The organism is Bacteroidia bacterium, from assembly GCA_020852255.1.
Lineage (GTDB): Bacteria > Bacteroidota > Bacteroidia > JADZBD01 > JADZBD01 > JADZBD01.
Genome location: JADZBD010000018.1, coordinates 195,458 through 210,630 on the forward strand (window position 1 = coordinate 195,458; position 15,173 = coordinate 210,630).

The 15,173-nt window shown below is 46.4% G+C and carries 15 protein-coding genes; 12 read left to right on the forward strand and 3 right to left on the reverse strand.

Annotation, left to right across the window (positions count from 1 at the left end; all coding sequences use genetic code 11):
* The first annotated feature begins 74 nt into the window (after nt 1–74).
* Nucleotides 75–962 carry a transglutaminase family protein gene (locus IT233_11055; protein ID MCC7303170.1) on the forward strand — a complete coding sequence of 296 codons (888 nt, stop codon included), beginning with the start codon at nt 75–77 and terminating at the stop codon, nt 960–962.
* Here IT233_11055 and IT233_11060 read toward each other — a convergent pair.
* A complete protein-coding gene (locus tag IT233_11060) occupies nt 948–1,826 on the reverse strand; it encodes a nucleoside phosphorylase (GenBank protein ID MCC7303171.1) in 879 nt (292 codons plus the stop codon). The genes IT233_11055 and IT233_11060 overlap by 15 nt on opposite strands.
* Nucleotides 1,827–1,889: 63 nt before the next feature.
* On the opposite strand from IT233_11060, the gene IT233_11065 reads away from it, so the two are divergent.
* From IT233_11065 to IT233_11080, 4 genes are all read left to right on the forward strand, one after another.
* On the forward strand, nt 1,890–2,774 hold the full coding sequence (locus IT233_11065) for a universal stress protein (protein ID MCC7303172.1): 885 nt from the start codon (nt 1,890–1,892) through the stop codon (nt 2,772–2,774).
* A 136-nt stretch (nt 2,775–2,910) separates the two neighbouring features.
* Nucleotides 2,911–3,948, forward strand: coding sequence for a hypothetical protein (locus IT233_11070; protein MCC7303173.1), 1,038 nt, complete (start codon nt 2,911–2,913; stop codon nt 3,946–3,948).
* 68 nt (nt 3,949–4,016) lie between these two features.
* Entirely contained in the window at nt 4,017–4,511 is a 495-nt protein-coding gene (locus IT233_11075) for a DUF4920 domain-containing protein (protein ID MCC7303174.1), read from the forward strand.
* Entirely contained in the window at nt 4,508–4,963 is a 456-nt protein-coding gene (locus IT233_11080; GenBank protein ID MCC7303175.1) for a hypothetical protein, read from the forward strand. The genes IT233_11075 and IT233_11080 overlap by 4 nt, the downstream gene beginning before the upstream one ends.
* A gap of 39 nt (nt 4,964–5,002) precedes the next feature.
* Here the strand turns inward: IT233_11080 and IT233_11085 are convergent, their stop codons facing one another.
* The gene (locus tag IT233_11085) at nt 5,003–5,491 is read right to left on the reverse strand and encodes a TlpA family protein disulfide reductase (GenBank protein ID MCC7303176.1); all 489 of its coding nucleotides are present in this window, start codon (nt 5,489–5,491) and stop codon (nt 5,003–5,005) included.
* 4 nt (nt 5,492–5,495) lie between these two features.
* A complete protein-coding gene (locus IT233_11090; GenBank protein ID MCC7303177.1) occupies nt 5,496–5,873 on the reverse strand; it encodes a hypothetical protein in 378 nt (125 codons plus the stop codon).
* A 512-nt stretch (nt 5,874–6,385) separates the two neighbouring features.
* On the opposite strand from IT233_11090, the gene IT233_11095 reads away from it, so the two are divergent.
* From IT233_11095 to prmA, 7 genes are all read left to right on the forward strand, one after another.
* Nucleotides 6,386–8,011, forward strand: a complete 1,626-nt coding sequence (locus IT233_11095) for a choice-of-anchor B family protein (protein ID MCC7303178.1) — start codon at nt 6,386–6,388, stop codon at nt 8,009–8,011.
* A gap of 31 nt (nt 8,012–8,042) precedes the next feature.
* A complete protein-coding gene (locus IT233_11100) occupies nt 8,043–10,457 on the forward strand; it encodes a choice-of-anchor B family protein (protein ID MCC7303179.1) in 2,415 nt (804 codons plus the stop codon).
* Between the two features lie 127 nt (nt 10,458–10,584).
* Complete coding sequence (locus IT233_11105) at nt 10,585–11,121, forward strand: DUF1599 domain-containing protein (protein ID MCC7303180.1); 537 nt, start codon at nt 10,585–10,587, stop codon at nt 11,119–11,121.
* Nucleotides 11,118–12,245, forward strand: coding sequence for a DoxX family protein (locus IT233_11110; protein ID MCC7303181.1), 1,128 nt, complete (start codon nt 11,118–11,120; stop codon nt 12,243–12,245). The genes IT233_11105 and IT233_11110 overlap by 4 nt, the downstream gene beginning before the upstream one ends.
* Nucleotides 12,246–12,592: 347 nt before the next feature.
* Nucleotides 12,593–13,576: an ABC transporter permease gene (locus tag IT233_11115; protein MCC7303182.1), complete on the forward strand. Its 984-nt coding sequence runs from the start codon at nt 12,593–12,595 to the stop codon at nt 13,574–13,576.
* 5 nt (nt 13,577–13,581) lie between these two features.
* Entirely contained in the window at nt 13,582–14,334 is a 753-nt protein-coding gene (locus IT233_11120; GenBank protein ID MCC7303183.1) for a triose-phosphate isomerase, read from the forward strand.
* Entirely contained in the window at nt 14,334–15,173 is an 840-nt protein-coding gene (prmA, locus tag IT233_11125; protein ID MCC7303184.1) for a 50S ribosomal protein L11 methyltransferase, read from the forward strand. The genes IT233_11120 and prmA overlap by 1 nt, the downstream gene beginning before the upstream one ends.

Consider the following 15,173-nt stretch of genomic DNA (forward strand, 5'->3'; position numbering starts at 1 on the left):
TTTCCACCTCACCCTGTTAATATTATTTTTTCAGCACTTAAACCAAGCCGGATTCTACCCGTAAATTCGCTTGAATGAAACCGAAGGAGGTCAACGCCCTTATCAGCCTGCTTGACGATCCCGACTCAGGGATATTTGAGAACGTTCGCGAGAGGTTGATGTCAATGGGAGATGAGGTTATCCCGCAGCTGGAGCACGCGTGGGAGCATTCCTTTGACCCGTTGATGCAAAAGAGAATTGAGCAGATTATTCATACCATTCAGTTTGACCGCACCCGTAAGAGTTTTGCCGAATGGGCAGAGCCAGGTAAACAGGATTTGATGGAGGGAGTGATACTGGTGGCAAAAACCCAGTACCCCGACCTTGACCTGGATAAGATCCGTAAGCAGGTGGATCAGATCAAACAGGATGTCTGGCTTGAATTGAACAATAACCTTACAGCCTTTGAAAAAGTAAAGGTGCTGAATCATATACTTTTCGATGTTCATGGATTTTCAGGCAATACATCCAACTATCACGCGCCGCAGAATTCATACCTTAACAATGTACTGGAATCCAAAAAGGGCAACCCGCTCTCCTTGTCAATTATCTATGCGCTGATCGCTCAGGAACTCGGAATCCCTGTCTATGGGGTGAATCTGCCTGAACATTTTGTGCTGGCATATGTAGATACTTACGAAAGCTGGCCATCGGAGAGAGACGACGATGACAAAGTGCTTTTTTATATCAATCCCTTCAGCAAAGGTGCCATCTTTACCCGGAAAGAAATTGAAGCATTCCTTAGACAGCTTAAGCTTCCGGTTGATAGAAAATTTTACCTTCCTTGCACGAATGTTGATATGGTTCGGCGCTTGTTGAACAACCTTATCAATTCTTACGAAAAACTGGGATATCCTTCCAAAGTGGAGGAAATGAAGGAACTTCTCGCATCCCTGAAAGAGAACGGATCAAATTCTTTGTAGTACTGTTCGGATCAGATTTTGCATGATCTCAGTATGCGCCGTCGAAAATTCCCGACGTAGTCTGTTCGCAACTACCGCACACACGGTTGCAGCCTTGTGCCCCGACAGCAGGGAAAGTCCATATAAAGCGGAAGTTTCCATCTCGAAATTGCATATTCTGAGCGAATCATGGGCAATATGGTAGAATGCGAGTTTACCCAGTCTTTCTTCCATGTTTTCAAGGAAAGCCTGAAGCCGAAGCTGACGCCCCTGTGGCCCGTAAAAACCGGGAGCTGTAGCCGTAATGCCGCTAACCATTCCTTCTCCTATACGTGAGCAGAGAATGCTATCGCCCTCAAAAAATAAAGGCTTATGAAGGTGGAGAGGCCAATCCTTCATTTGTAAAAGAAACTGTTCCTGTAGGCTGAGATCGTGATGATTTTGTGCACCGCGGTAGTAGTTCATCAGTACATCCAGTCCCATCCCAAATGATGAAACAACAAAACTATCTACAGGTATATCTTCCTGAAGGGCTCCGCAGGTACCGATGCGAACAATCTCCAGGGAACGCAATTCCTTTTTAACAGTGCGGGATGCAAAATCGATATTAGCCAGCGCATCCAGTTCGTTGATTACAATATCTATGTTGTCCGTACCAATACCTGTACTTAATACAGTGATTCTCTTAGAATCGTACGCCCCTGTTACGCAGTGAAACTCCCTGTTACGTATCTCACATTCCCTTTTTGAAAAATGAGCCGCAACCATTTCCACCCGCCCGGGATCTCCGACAAGGATCACTTTGTCGGCCAGCTCCTGCGGATGCATCCCAAGATGATAGATCCGGCCATGAGTGGTAAGAATGAGTTCTGAGGGAGGAATCATAGATTTGCACCTTAAAGTTAATATTTTTACCTTGCAGCTTAGAGTCCACGTAATTAAGCAATTATGACAGAAAAACATAAGCCGAAGGTGTTGATACCTTTCGATTTCTCGGATCAAAGCCGGATCGCGATTGAACAGGGAGGGGCCTTAGCTCAGCAAATTGATGCGGAATTGGTGATTCTGCACGTGATCGAGGAAACTGGTGCGCTTATACGTTTTTTTAGCAATGAACAGATGGAAGATGCTAAGAAAACGATACAGAAGGAACTTGACAAGGTCGCCGCTGATGTGGAGACGCGTTATAAATCCCCGGTTGAATCCATGGTGGCACGGGGGAAGGTTCCAGAAAAGATTGCTGAAGTGGCGGATCTGGTAAACGCTACTTTCATAGTGATGGGAACCCATGGGGCGGATAAGATCAAAAAGAAATTTATAGGCAGCAACGCCCTCCGTACGCTGAGGGGTAGCCAGGTACCGGTAATCACCCTCCGGGGAAAGAAACACCGGAAAGGTTGTAAGAATATTGTACTTCCTCTGGACCTGACCAAGGAAACCAGGGAGAAAGTAACCCAATGTATCCACCTCGCAAAAATCTATGGTGCTACGGTGCGTGCCGTTTCGGTTCAGTTCACTACCGACGAATTTGTGGTAAACCGCCTTACACGTCAGATGCAGCAGGTTCATGCATTCCTGGAGAAGAACGGAGTCAAATGTACTTCCGAGCTGATCAAGGGAATCAAAGGCGAGGAGACCCTTGCGCAGTGTATCATTGATTATGCAAAAAAAGTGGAAGGCGACCTGATACTCATTATGACTCAGCAGGAAGTAGACTGGACGCCCTTCTTTGTGGGTTCCTCAGCTCAGGAGATCATTAATAATTCGGAGATCCCCGTACTGAGTATTATCCCGGAACCCAAAAAGGACCTGAGCGTATTTGTCCCGTATTAAGTGGATCATTCTGAGCCCTTCCGGGCTTGATAGCCGGATGGATGATGACCTGACCTATGATGGATTCTGGTGTTTTCCTGCCCTGGAGATTAAACCTGGTTCAATGTTTGTAGTCGAACATTAAAATAATAATACCATGAGAACTTTTTGGACAACTATAGGATTAAGCCTGGCCTTTGCCGGGTTTTCCCAAAACTCAGACCAAAGCACTGTGCTTCCGGATCCGGCTGATTCCACCGGATTGCCCGGTGATCACTTCAGCCTGGAAGGTGCACTTGAAATGTTCAAGAAGGCCAGTAGTCTGGAGGACTTCGAAAAAAAACTGAATGACCCTGCCAATAATGTGAACAATCTTGACTTAAACAACGACGGGAAGGTAGATTACGTAAGAGTTATAGATAAGATGCAGGATAAAATACATGCTATTGTGCTGCAGGTTCCGGTCAATGAAAAGGAAAACCAGGATATTGCAGTGATTGAGATTGAAAAAGACGGGGATGCCTCCGCTTCGTTGCAGATCGTGGGCGATGAGGAACTCTACGGTGATAGTGTTTTCGTTGAACCTGTAGAGGAGGATGAGCTGAAGACCAACAATACCAAGGACGGGAAGGGTCCCTCCGCCGGGTTTGGATATGCTCCGCGGTATGTGATTGTGAATGTTTGGGGGTGGCCTTGTGTTCAGTATATCTATGCGCCTGCGTATGTAGTATGGGTTTCCCCCTGGTATTGGGGATACTGGCCCGGCTGGTGGAGCCCCTGGGCATGTCACCCGTGGCGACATCACTGGTACCATTGCCATCATCACCATCATTACCATCATCACTACTGGAGAGTACACAATCACCGCATGCACCACGTGCACAATTTCTATCACCCGCACAGAGTTCATTCTCCAAGCGTGAATGTGCGATACAAAGCGAATCATACGGCCTACGGCGCCAGAAAAAAATCCTATCCGCCGAAGGTTAATCGTACACCACCCACCGGGAAAACGTACGGAGCACCCAAAAACACCGCTCCGAATCAGAAAGGAAATAACGGAAAGCAACCGGTAAAAAAGACCAGCCCGAAATCACCAAAAACCAGCAAGCCACCGGTGAAAAAGAATAGCGGTAAGGCTCCGGGTGGTGGTCCGCCTAAAAGTAAGGGTGGGGGAGGAAAGAAAGGCCGTTAAGATATTTTAGGATACCGATCAGCTGCATCTCGGCATTATTCGATTACTTTTGCCGAAAATCATAAACGATGAAGCTGACCGGTATTCTTTTTCTTTTGAGTGCTCTTTTCCTCTGCTCCTGCAGTTCCCAGGAAGAAACACATCAAGAAACAACAACAGTAACAACCCTTTTCTTCGGAGATAGCATCACTGAAACAGACGCAGTGCCGTCTGCCGGGTTACTGGCACAAATGAACGGGAGAGACTCCCTGAATGTTAAACTATCCGGAAAAATCACGGATGTATGCCAGAAGAAAGGTTGCTGGATGGAAATGGAAATCGGGGACGGGAAAACGATGCGTGTATCGTTTAAGGATTACGCGTTTTTTGTACCCAAAGACGCTTCGGGCAAAACAGCGGTTATTGACGGCTATGCTAAAATTGACACCATTTCCGTGTCAGACCTTAAACATTATGCAGAAGATGCCGGAAAGAGCAAGGAAGAGATTGAGAAGATCACAGAACCTGAAGTGGAAATCACGTATGAAGCCAGTGGGGTAATTATAAAGGATGAACCGAAATGAGCCGGGAGCAGTTGAGTTGTATAGCCGGCGTACTGGCCATCGCCTTGTTTTTTATTTCCTGTAAGGAGCAGGCGCAGGAGACCAAACCCCTGACTCGGGCCGACAGCACTTCGCTGAACCCCAATGGCGACAGTGAATTAGCTAAATTGATGCGGGAAATGGCCTCGTTCATGGAGAATACACGCGAGCGTTTACAGAAGGGAGATTCTCTGCTTCCTTACCCGGAACATTTTATTCAAATACATACTGCTCAAAGTACACCGGACATGGTAGACGAACAAACCATGCGGATAATGGGGAGCAGCTACCTTGAAGGACTCCGGATGCTCTACAAGGCTTCGCCCGATGCGCGCAAAGAAAATTTCAATGTGGCAGTTAATGCCTGTGTAGCCTGTCATGAATATGTTTGTCCGGGTCCGCTGAAGAGGATAGGAAAACTATCTATTCCTTAACCAGTTTACGATGGCAGCAATTCCTCGATAAGAGTTAAATTAATTCGTTGTGAATTGCAGCAGTTCGTCCCAGGTCACAGGACCTTCGACAGAGAATCTTACTCCTTTCTCCCCTTTATAGTTAATCACAAGGGTAAAGGGAAGTGTTCCCGTCCAGGCAGAATCTATTTTTGGAATAAAATAATCCGCATTGTTTTCATCCAGTAATACAATTTCTGCACCCGTTGGGTGTTTTTCAAGAAAGGGGAGGAGCTTGGACTTATAATCCTCTGCGAAATCCATGCTCACCATCAGCACCTTCACCTTCCAGTTACGCTCCTTTGCCTTCTGGTCTAACTCAGTAAAAAGCGGAAATTCTTCTACACAGGGTTTGCACCATGTTGCCCAGAAATTAATCACGTACACTGTGTCCTGAGAAGGGAATTTCTTTAAAAGTGAATCCAGTTTCAAAATCGCCGGTGCTTGAGCGAATCCGATGGAAGTACACAGAAATAGCCCAATAATCAGCAGATGTATTTTGTTCCGCATATACCTATTTGCGGATAACCGAATCTACAATGATGATCTTTTTCTCGATTTTTATATCCTCTTCCCCGCAACAGGCGCCGCCCTTTATTTCGGGTCCGCAACCAGCACCCTTGTCTTTAGGGTGAAACATCATCATTCTTTCACCTGGTCCGTCGCAAGACATCCCGGGGCCGCAATGTTCCCTCATTTGCATCATTTTCACTTCTTTCCGGTGGTCAAATGCATGGATCAACACAAGAGACAGAGTAAAAACGCAAACCGTTAGAATGAAATATGAGGCATATTTGAAAATGTCATGAAGCGATTCTTTCTGTGCTTTCGCCAGCAGCATCAGGGCTCCCACCATCGCAATGAGTGTAAGCGGTATTGCAGCAAGTATCATCGTTTAGAGTATTGGTTAGAACGCAAACCTAACTCATTTTGCATCACTGAGTTTATTAAATAAGCTTAAACGGCAGCGTGATCAAATGCGGATTCGTCGAAGCAAAAGCAGGTTTCGTCCGTAATTATCTCCTTTATGAGATATTCGTTAATGGAAACAAAAAAACGGGCTTCCTCTATGGGTAAACATGAGGATTAGCCCGTATAACCCCATCTAACGGATGTTCAAGGATTTGTTTACGATAACAAGGGCAAGGAGAAGCAAAGCACATCCTGTTAAGACTGCGATAATTTCTCCTTCTTTTCCGTTAGCCCTCGCGCATAGACAATTATTGCCTATACAACCGCAGGTGGTTATCATATAAGCAAATATACCGAAAAAACATACAAAATCTCATAAGGGGGATAATTACGGTTTCGTCGAATAAAGGGCCGGGCTGGTTGACAATGAACGAGCTAATTTGTTACTTAGTAACTCCTTAAGCTCTTTCCCTTCTAAACGAAACTCACTAAATGAAGAAACTTTACTCAGTTTTTCTGGCCATTCTTTGCGGAACTACAGGATTCTCTCAGGTACCTAATCACAACGTTACCCTTGCGAACAATTATGTTTACACCGGGCAATCGCTGTCTAACATCTGGTACTATGTGGATGAGTTAGGTAATGAATACGCGCTGGTGGGAGCGCAGAATGGTATCGCCATCCTCAATGTTACCAATCCACTTGCTCCGGTTCCGGTATGCCAGCTTTCCGGACCTTCTTCCACCTGGAGAGAAATAAAAACAGTAGGAAATTATGCGTATGTAACCACTGAAAGCGGAAGTGTAGGTTTGCAGATCGTGGATTTAAATCCTTTGCCTGCTGCACCTACTGTCTCGGATGTGTATTACTGGACCCCCACGATCAACAGTCAAACCCTCAGTACTATTCACGCATTGCATGCAGAAGCGGGACGACTCTATCTTTATGGAAGTAACATCGGTGCAAAAGGAGTGATCATCGCTGATGTTTCCGGTACTCCCACTGTTCCAGTCTATCTCGGGATGTGGAATGTAAACTATGTTCACGACGGATATGTACGCAACAATAAATGTTATGCCGGACACATTTATGCCGGCCAGTTCTCTATCATGGATGTATCTAACCCCGCCAGCATCCCTACTGCCGTTCCTACTCAAACTACTCCCGGTGCTTTTACACACAATACCTGGCTTGCGACCCAGAATGATGATACATTGTATACAACGGATGAGGTGAATAATTCCTATCTCACTTCTTATGATATTTCCAACCCTGGTAATATCAAAGAACTGGACCGTGTACAGTCACAGAATGCAGGGGGTGGTTCCATTGTGCACAACACGCATATAATCCGGAAAAACAACAATGATTTTGCAGTGACGTCGTGGTATAAAGATGGGATCGTGATCACCGACTGCGGACGTCCCTGGAATCTGATCAATGTGGCCTGGTACGATACCTATACACAAGGCAGTGGTAGCGGATTCAATGGATGTTGGGGCGTTTGTCCTTTCTTGCCTTCCGGAACCATTGTTGCGAGCGACATGGCTAACGGTGTGTTCGTTCTTACACCCACCTACCAGCGCGCCTGCTATCTGGAAGGTACAATAACAGATTTTGTCACGGGGCTTCCCATCAATGGCGCATCGGTGGTGATTAATACTATCAGCGTGAACACAACTTCTATCTCCAGCGGCTTTTACGCTACGGGCTACCATCTTTCCGGTAATTATACTGCCACGTATTCAAAAACAGGCTACTTCCCTCAAACGGTCAATGTGGTACTCAGCAATGGTGTTGTAACAATTCAGGACATTCAGCTGGTGCCCTTGAACGTAGGTTTATCGGATACACCATCAGAGTCAGATAAGATCAGCGTGACTCCAAATCCGTTCAGTGGGAATGCCAGTCTTTATTACGATTTCCATCAAGGATTTACCGGAGGAGATATCCTGGTGAAAGATCTGTTGGGAAGAACACTCCTGACGTATAACGTAAGTGACCCTACCGGAGCTGTTGTGCTTGACGCGAATCTTTCTCCCGGCACCTACCTGGTCCATGCATTTGAGCACCGGCACCCGATCGGAAAGACCGTTAAATTTATTAAACTGAACTAAGCCTGTTCATCAGACTACAAACGCCAAACCCATGAAAAAAATTCTGACAATCGCTGCTATGGTGCTTTTATCGCTCGCCGGATGGGCGCAGGCACCTAATTATAATATTACGCTGGCTGCAAATATGACCTACAGCGGACAGTCATTATCCAACATCTGGTATTATGTAGATGAATTAGGCAATGAATACGCATTGGTGGGTGCCCAGAACGGCATTTCCATCGTGAATGTTACTAACCCATCCGCTCCTGTTCAGGTAGTGCAATTATCCGGTCCGTCCTCCAGCTGGAGAGAGATAAAAACCTGGGGCAATTATGCGTATGTGACAACAGAAGACGGCTCCGTGGGCCTGCAGATCGTAGATCTCAATCCCCTGCCGGCAGCGCCCACCGTATCCAATGTTTATTATTGGACGCCAACGATCAACAGCCAGACTTTGTCCACCATACACGCACTGCACATAGATGCCGGACGGGTTTATCTCTACGGAAGTAATATTGGGGTAGGAGGGGTGCTTATTGCGGACATCTCTACTACACCAACTGCACCTGTTTATCTCGGACGCTGGAATCAGAATTATGTCCACGACGGTTTCGTCCGTAATAATAAATGCTATGCCGGACATATCTACGACGGATGGTTCTCGATTATGGATGTATCCAACCCTGCCAGTATTCCCACCGCCGTTCCCACGCAAAGTACTCCGGGAAACTTTACACACAATACCTGGCTCGCAACAAACAACGATGACACAATATACACTACGGATGAGGTAAATAATTCTTACCTGACTTCTTATGATATTTCCAACCCGAATAATATAAAGGAGCTGGACCGTATACAGTCACAGAATACGGGCGGTGGATCCATTGTCCATAATACGCATATCATCAACGTAGGAGGAAACGACTATGCGGTAACCTCCTGGTATAAGGACGGAGTGGTGATCACCGATGTAGGCCGTCCTAAAAATATGGTGAATGTGGCCTGGTATGATACGTATACTCAGGGCTCGGGCGGAGGATTTTCTGGATGCTGGGGGGTTAACCCATTCCTTCCTTCCGGCCACCTTATTGCTTCCGACATCAACAATGGCCTATTCGTTCTGGCTCCCACCTACCAGCGCGCCTGCTACCTTGAAGGAGTTGTAACTGATTTTGTTACCGGTCTTCCCATCAATACAGCATCTATTGTGATCACTACGCCGAACATCACTTCAGCTTCTGATCCTTCCGGGTGGTATGGAACAGGATATGCAGTAGCCGGCACTTATTCGGTTACGTATTCAAAGCCAGGTTACGTCTCCCAAAATATTAACGTGACACTTGCCAACGGACAGGTTACGATCCAGAACGTTCAGCTGGTTCCTATTGCCACTGTTTCCATCGGCGGACAGGTTATCCAGTCATGGGACAATGCTCCGATTCCCGGAGCAAGAGTTAAGATATGGAACGGAACCTTCATGTTTGACACCATTACAGACATAAACGGGAATTTCGTGTTCCCTACCGGCTATACCGGCACGTATGAAATGATGGCCGGAAAGTGGACTTACGTGACACGCTGTATTCCAAATACCGTGATCAGTTCTTCCACCAGTTCGCTTGTTATACCTCTGGACTCAGGGATATATGATGATTTCGCATTTGATTTCCTCTGGACACGTACCGGTACCGCCACCGATGGTCTCTGGCAGAGAGGAGAACCCCTTGGCACATCCAACGGAAACAGCCAGGCTAACCCGGAATATGATGTAACACCTGATTGTTACGTCAATGCCTATGTAACAGGAAATACGGGCACATCTGCCGGCGATGATGATGTAGACGGTGGATGGACGATGATTACAAGTCAGGTGTTTGACCCCACTGGGTATATCAATCCAAAAATTGAGTATTCCCGTTGGTTTTATAACGGCGGCGGAAGCGGTAATCCGAATGACTCGCTGCGTATTCAGATTTTCAATGGCACAACCACTGTGAATCTGGAGTTGGTTGTACCGTCCACTCCGGGACAAAGCACCTGGGTGAACCGCAGTTTCCTGCTGAATAGCCTTATTCCTGTTACATCCACTATGCAGGTAAGAGTAAGAGCTGTTGACACCGGACCGGGGCACATTATGGAGGCAGGATTTGATCATTTGCGCATATCGGAGGGCAGTTTAACTGGAGAACAGGAGCCGCTGAATCAGGAGCAGCAATTAGTAGTTGCCCCCAATCCCTTTATCAGTTCCACCACCGTTATGTATGCCTTTGCCGGGGCTCAGCAAAACACCTTTATTTCTGTGATGGATCTGAGCGGACGGGTGCTGGCCATTTACCCCGTTAGTGATGCCGTAGGTTCTGTACAGATGGATCTTGTTCTGCCGGCCGGCACCTACTTCATTCAGGCAAACCGGGATGGCAACCGAATAGGCAAACCGGTGCGCGTGATTAAAGTAAAGTAACAGGCTGGAATTAGCAGAAAAGGGCCTCCGGTTCAGGGCCCTTTTTTTATGCTTCGTCATTGGCTTTAACGCATTGATCTCCAGTTCGATGATCGAATTTAAAAAGTCCGTATCTTCGAATCCCTCTATGGTGAAGACAGGTGTACAATATGATGAACAGGTCAGGGCCTGCAAAAATATCTTTGTCAAAAAGATGAAGGACTACGGAAGTGCGTGGAGAGTACTGAGAACAGGTTCGATAACAGATCAGATATTTATTAAGGCAAACCGGATCAAGAACATCGAGGTAAAGGGCATGCAGAGGGTGGAGGAGGATGTGAGGAGTGAATATATCGGCATTGTTAATTACAGCGTGATCGGGCTCATTCAACTGGCCATGGCCGATGATCCCAGAATGGAGATCAGTGCAGAGGAAGGAGGCAAACTTTTTGATAAATACATTGGCCTTGCCAAATCACTCATGGAAAATAAAAACCATGATTACGGCGAAGCCTGGAGAGAAATGAGAGTGAGTTCCCTGACGGATCTGCTCCTGATGAAGATCCACCGTATGAAGCAGATCGAAGACAATGACGGGAAGACAATGATCTCGGAAGGCCTTGACGCAAATTACATGGACATGATCAACTACAGTTTATTTGCCCTTATACGCCTGAGCGAATGAAAACTTTAGCCTATATCTTACGCTTGCTGGTAGGGGTTCTCTTTATTTTTTCCGGATTCATAAAGGCCAATGATCCCATGGGATTCGGCTTTAAGATGGAGGAGTATTTTACCGTTTTCGGTATGGACTGGGCAAAACCGCTTGCCCTTTCACTTTCTGTTTTTGTATGCATCTATGAGATAGTATTCGGCTTTTTTCTTCTGGCCGGCTACCGTGTTATGCTGACGCTGTGGGCACTGCTCCTGATGATTCTTTACTTCACGGCGCTGACCTTTTACTCTGCCTACTTCAATAAGGTGACCGACTGCGGATGTTTTGGTGATTTCCTGCATCTCAAACCATGGGAATCGTTCTGGAAAGACATTGTTCTGATGGCTTTACTCATTTGCCTGTTCTTTTTCCGAAAGCATATTCGGCCGGTTTTCGGTGGAAAACTAATGGGGGTATTTCTCTTTCTTGTTATAGCGGCTTCTGTAGCGTTTCCTGTTTATACTTACAATTACCTGCCGGTATTCGATTTCAGACCGTACAAAATCGGAACGAACATTATTGAAGCCAGCAGCATCCCGGAAGGAGCTCCCTTAGGTAAAACCATGTCTTATTTTATTTACGAGAACCTGAAAACAGGAGAGAAAAAAGAATTTGACATGAACCATCTTCCCTGGCAGGATACCCTGACCTGGAAGTATTCAGAAAAAAGCAGAGACGTTATTCTGGAGGAAGCATATGTGCCACCGATCCACGATTTTCATATCAACACGCTCGATGGTTTTGAGTATACCGAAGATATCCTTAAGGACCCCGGATATAAATTCTTTCTCGTATCCTATTCCCTGGATATCGCAAATGAAAGTGCCTTTCGCGAGATGAATGATTTTGCAGAACTGTGCCGTAAAAACAACATTCCGTTTATGGTACTCACTGCATCCTCCGATCAGGTGGAAAGCTTCAAACAGAAACTCAGCCTGAATATGGATTTTTACCTCGTGGACGCCACCCAGCTGAAAACCATGATCAGGGCTAATCCCGGATTGGTAATGCTCAAAGGTCCTGTAGTGGTGGATATGTGGCATTATCACTCTTTCCCGTCCTTTACTGAAGTGCAATCTCAATATATGAAATAGTGCAGATAGGGTTGTTTATACTGAAAAAGATCGTTTACGGCTTCCTCGTTATGCTGGGGGTGACCACTGCTGTTTTTCTGATCTTCACCATTCTTCCGGGTGATCCTGCGCGACTGATGCTGAGTCAGAATGCCACACAGGAACAGATCGACGCGATCAATAAGGATCTGGGAAGAGACAGGCCATTGTATATGCAATATCTCCGGTTTGTAAATGATCTTTCGCCCTTATCGGTCCATGATTTTTCAGACCCCGACGACTACTGGTATTTTAATACGTCAAAATATTCCGGCACACCACTTTTCAGTGTAACGGAAAACAAATCGCTGGTACTGAAGTATCCTTACATGGGCAAATCCTACGTCACCAAGCGGAAAGTCTCGGATATTATTGTAAAAAAGCTCCCGTCAACGGCACTTCTTGCCGTTTCTTCCATTTGCCTGGCATCCTGCCTGGGGATTATCATCGGGATCATCTGCGCCGTAAGAAAGAATTCCCTGTTCGACCGTTCCGCGCTTGTATTCGCTGTATTAGGTATGGCCGGCCCCTCCTACGTAGTGGCCATCATTGTGGCAATGGCTTTCGGTTTTATGTGGACGAATGAGTTTCCTTTTCCGGTGATGTTTATCTTGTTCTTCGCGGCCTATACGGCCTGGTTTTTTTACAGATCTTACCGGGGGAAGTTGTCCGGGTCACCAAAATGGGAGAGTGTTTCCTTTTCATCGATGCTTGGCAATGCTGTATGGAAATCAGCTGTGTGGAGTGTGGTATCGTGGTCAGGGCTGTATATTGTTATGGCCACACTGGACATAGAAGATATTCCTGTGCTTAACTCCTACATCTACCTGCCTGGAACAACCTTGAAGAATCTTGGGGATCTTTACGAATATGACGATCTGGGCAACAAACATCTGGCACTGAAAAATATTATCCTGCCTGCCTTTACTCTCGGGATTCGCCCGCTCGCAATTGTTATTCAGCTGATGCGTTCTTCCCTGCTGGAGGTTCTTTCAATGGATTTTATCCGTACAGCAAAAGCAAAAGGACTTACATTTTATACTGTAATTGCAAAACATGCCCTTAAAAATGCGATGAATCCTGTGGTAACTGCCATCTCCGGATGGTTTGCAGGCCTGATGGCAGGAGCAGTATTTGTTGAAATGATTTTTTACTGGAAGGGACTGGGATCAGAAGTAGTTGATGCGCTGTTCAAACAGGATCTGCCGGTACTGATGGGATGCGTTCTTGTATCGGGGCTGATTTTTGTACTGATCAATATTATAGTGGACATTGTTTATGGATTCCTTGATCCGAGGATCCGTGTGAATTGATTCTCATGGAACGAAAGGTGCTGATTGCTAACTGGAAGATGAATAAAAGTCTGCACGACGGACTTTCGCTCGCAGAACAAGTGGCTAACGGAGTAACACAAACTATACGGCCGGTACAAGTTTTTATAGCCCCGCCTTTCCCGATCCTGCAAGCACTTGTTCAATCCCTTTCCGGAACAAAGGTGAGAGTGGCGGCTCAGAACTGCCACGAACAAAGTTCAGGAGCATTCACGGGTGAAGTGTCAGCCGATTCACTGAAGTCTATAGGAGTTTCGGCAGTAATACTCGGCCATTCAGAACGAAGGAAGTATTTTAAGGAAAAGGACAAAACGATTTTTCTCAAAGCCCGTAAAGCCATCGAGCAGGGATTGCAGGTTGTAATCTGCGTTGGAGAAACCCAAAAGGAGAGAGAGGAGGGAAGGCACTTCAAGACCGTGGAATCCCAGCTACGTAAAACCGTTTGTAAGCTGAAAATTCGGGAACTGCAGCAAACCCTGGTAGCCTATGAACCGGTTTGGGCCATTGGTACCGGTCATACAGCCAGCCCGGAGCAGGCTCGCGAAATGCATGCTTTTATTCGGTCGGTGATCGCGTCGAAGCGTGGAGACCATGCACATTCGGTACCCATTCTTTACGGAGGATCCTGCAATGAGCAGAACGCGAAAAGCCTGTTCAGCCAGCCCGATATTGATGGTGGTCTTATCGGTGGTGCATCACTTCAGGCATCTTCCTTTCTCGCCATCCTGAATTCATTTTAATGGATTACCTGGAGGTTTGTATCAGCCTCGAACCCAGAGAGCCCTGGGCCGATCTCCTTACGGTAGAACTGGCTTCTATTGGATTTGAATCATTTTTGGATACCGAAAGCGGAATAAACGCGTATATACCAGCTGGATTGTTCAGCAAAGAACGCTTTGACAAGATGATGGGAGACTATCACCCGACTTTTACCTTTCAGGTTCATATATCTACTATCCGGGGGCAGAACTGGAACCAGGAGTGGGAGAACAACTTTCCTCCGATCCATATAGGTGATGAATTACTGGTCCGGGCGCCTTTTCATCCCCCAGGCGGTAACAAATTCAGTGAGGAGATCGTTATACAACCAAAGATGTCCTTTGGCACCGGCCACCATGCTACTACCTGTCTGATGCTTCAGGCCATTCTCCGTATTCCTTTGGAAGGTAAGGCGGTTGCTGATATCGGATGCGGTACGGGAATACTGGGAATTCTGGCAGCCAAGAGGGGGGCAGGGGAAATCCTGGCTGTTGACATTGATGCCATAGCAGTGGAAAACACATCTGAAAATGCGGCGATGAATGGCATTTTCGGCATTATTGTTGAAAAAGGAGGAGAAGATCGTTTACAGGGAAAATCTTTTCATGTTATTTTAGCTAACATCAATCGCAACGTGCTGGTTATCCATATGATAAGTTATGCTCGAGCCCTGGTTCAAGGCGGAGATCTCCTGCTCTCGGGATTCTTTTCCACCGATGCAGAGCTACTGGTGGCCGAGGGTAAGAAATTCGGTCTTAAAGAAATGACCCGGAAAGAGCAGAGCAGTTGGTGCATGCTGCATTTAAGGAAAGAAAGCTGA

Bases quoted from the DNA above. Each gene is read 5' to 3' on its own strand.
- IT233_11055 (MCC7303170.1), top strand. From the start codon at position 75: ATGAAACCGAAGGAGGTCAACGCCCTTATCAGCCTGCTTGACGATCCC.
- IT233_11060 (MCC7303171.1), bottom strand. From the start codon at position 1,826: ATGATTCCTCCCTCAGAACTCATTCTTACCACTCATGGCCGGATCTAT.
- IT233_11065 (MCC7303172.1), top strand. From the start codon at position 1,890: ATGACAGAAAAACATAAGCCGAAGGTGTTGATACCTTTCGATTTCTCG.
- IT233_11070 (MCC7303173.1), top strand. From the start codon at position 2,911: ATGAGAACTTTTTGGACAACTATAGGATTAAGCCTGGCCTTTGCCGGG.
- IT233_11075 (MCC7303174.1), top strand. From the start codon at position 4,017: ATGAAGCTGACCGGTATTCTTTTTCTTTTGAGTGCTCTTTTCCTCTGC.
- IT233_11080 (MCC7303175.1), top strand. From the start codon at position 4,508: ATGAGCCGGGAGCAGTTGAGTTGTATAGCCGGCGTACTGGCCATCGCC.
- IT233_11085 (MCC7303176.1), bottom strand. From the start codon at position 5,491: ATGCGGAACAAAATACATCTGCTGATTATTGGGCTATTTCTGTGTACT.
- IT233_11090 (MCC7303177.1), bottom strand. From the start codon at position 5,873: ATGATACTTGCTGCAATACCGCTTACACTCATTGCGATGGTGGGAGCC.
- IT233_11095 (MCC7303178.1), top strand. From the start codon at position 6,386: ATGAAGAAACTTTACTCAGTTTTTCTGGCCATTCTTTGCGGAACTACA.
- IT233_11100 (MCC7303179.1), top strand. From the start codon at position 8,043: ATGAAAAAAATTCTGACAATCGCTGCTATGGTGCTTTTATCGCTCGCC.
- IT233_11105 (MCC7303180.1), top strand. From the start codon at position 10,585: ATGGTGAAGACAGGTGTACAATATGATGAACAGGTCAGGGCCTGCAAA.
- IT233_11110 (MCC7303181.1), top strand. From the start codon at position 11,118: ATGAAAACTTTAGCCTATATCTTACGCTTGCTGGTAGGGGTTCTCTTT.
- IT233_11115 (MCC7303182.1), top strand. From the start codon at position 12,593: ATGGGCAAATCCTACGTCACCAAGCGGAAAGTCTCGGATATTATTGTA.
- IT233_11120 (MCC7303183.1), top strand. From the start codon at position 13,582: ATGGAACGAAAGGTGCTGATTGCTAACTGGAAGATGAATAAAAGTCTG.
- prmA (MCC7303184.1), top strand. From the start codon at position 14,334: ATGGATTACCTGGAGGTTTGTATCAGCCTCGAACCCAGAGAGCCCTGG.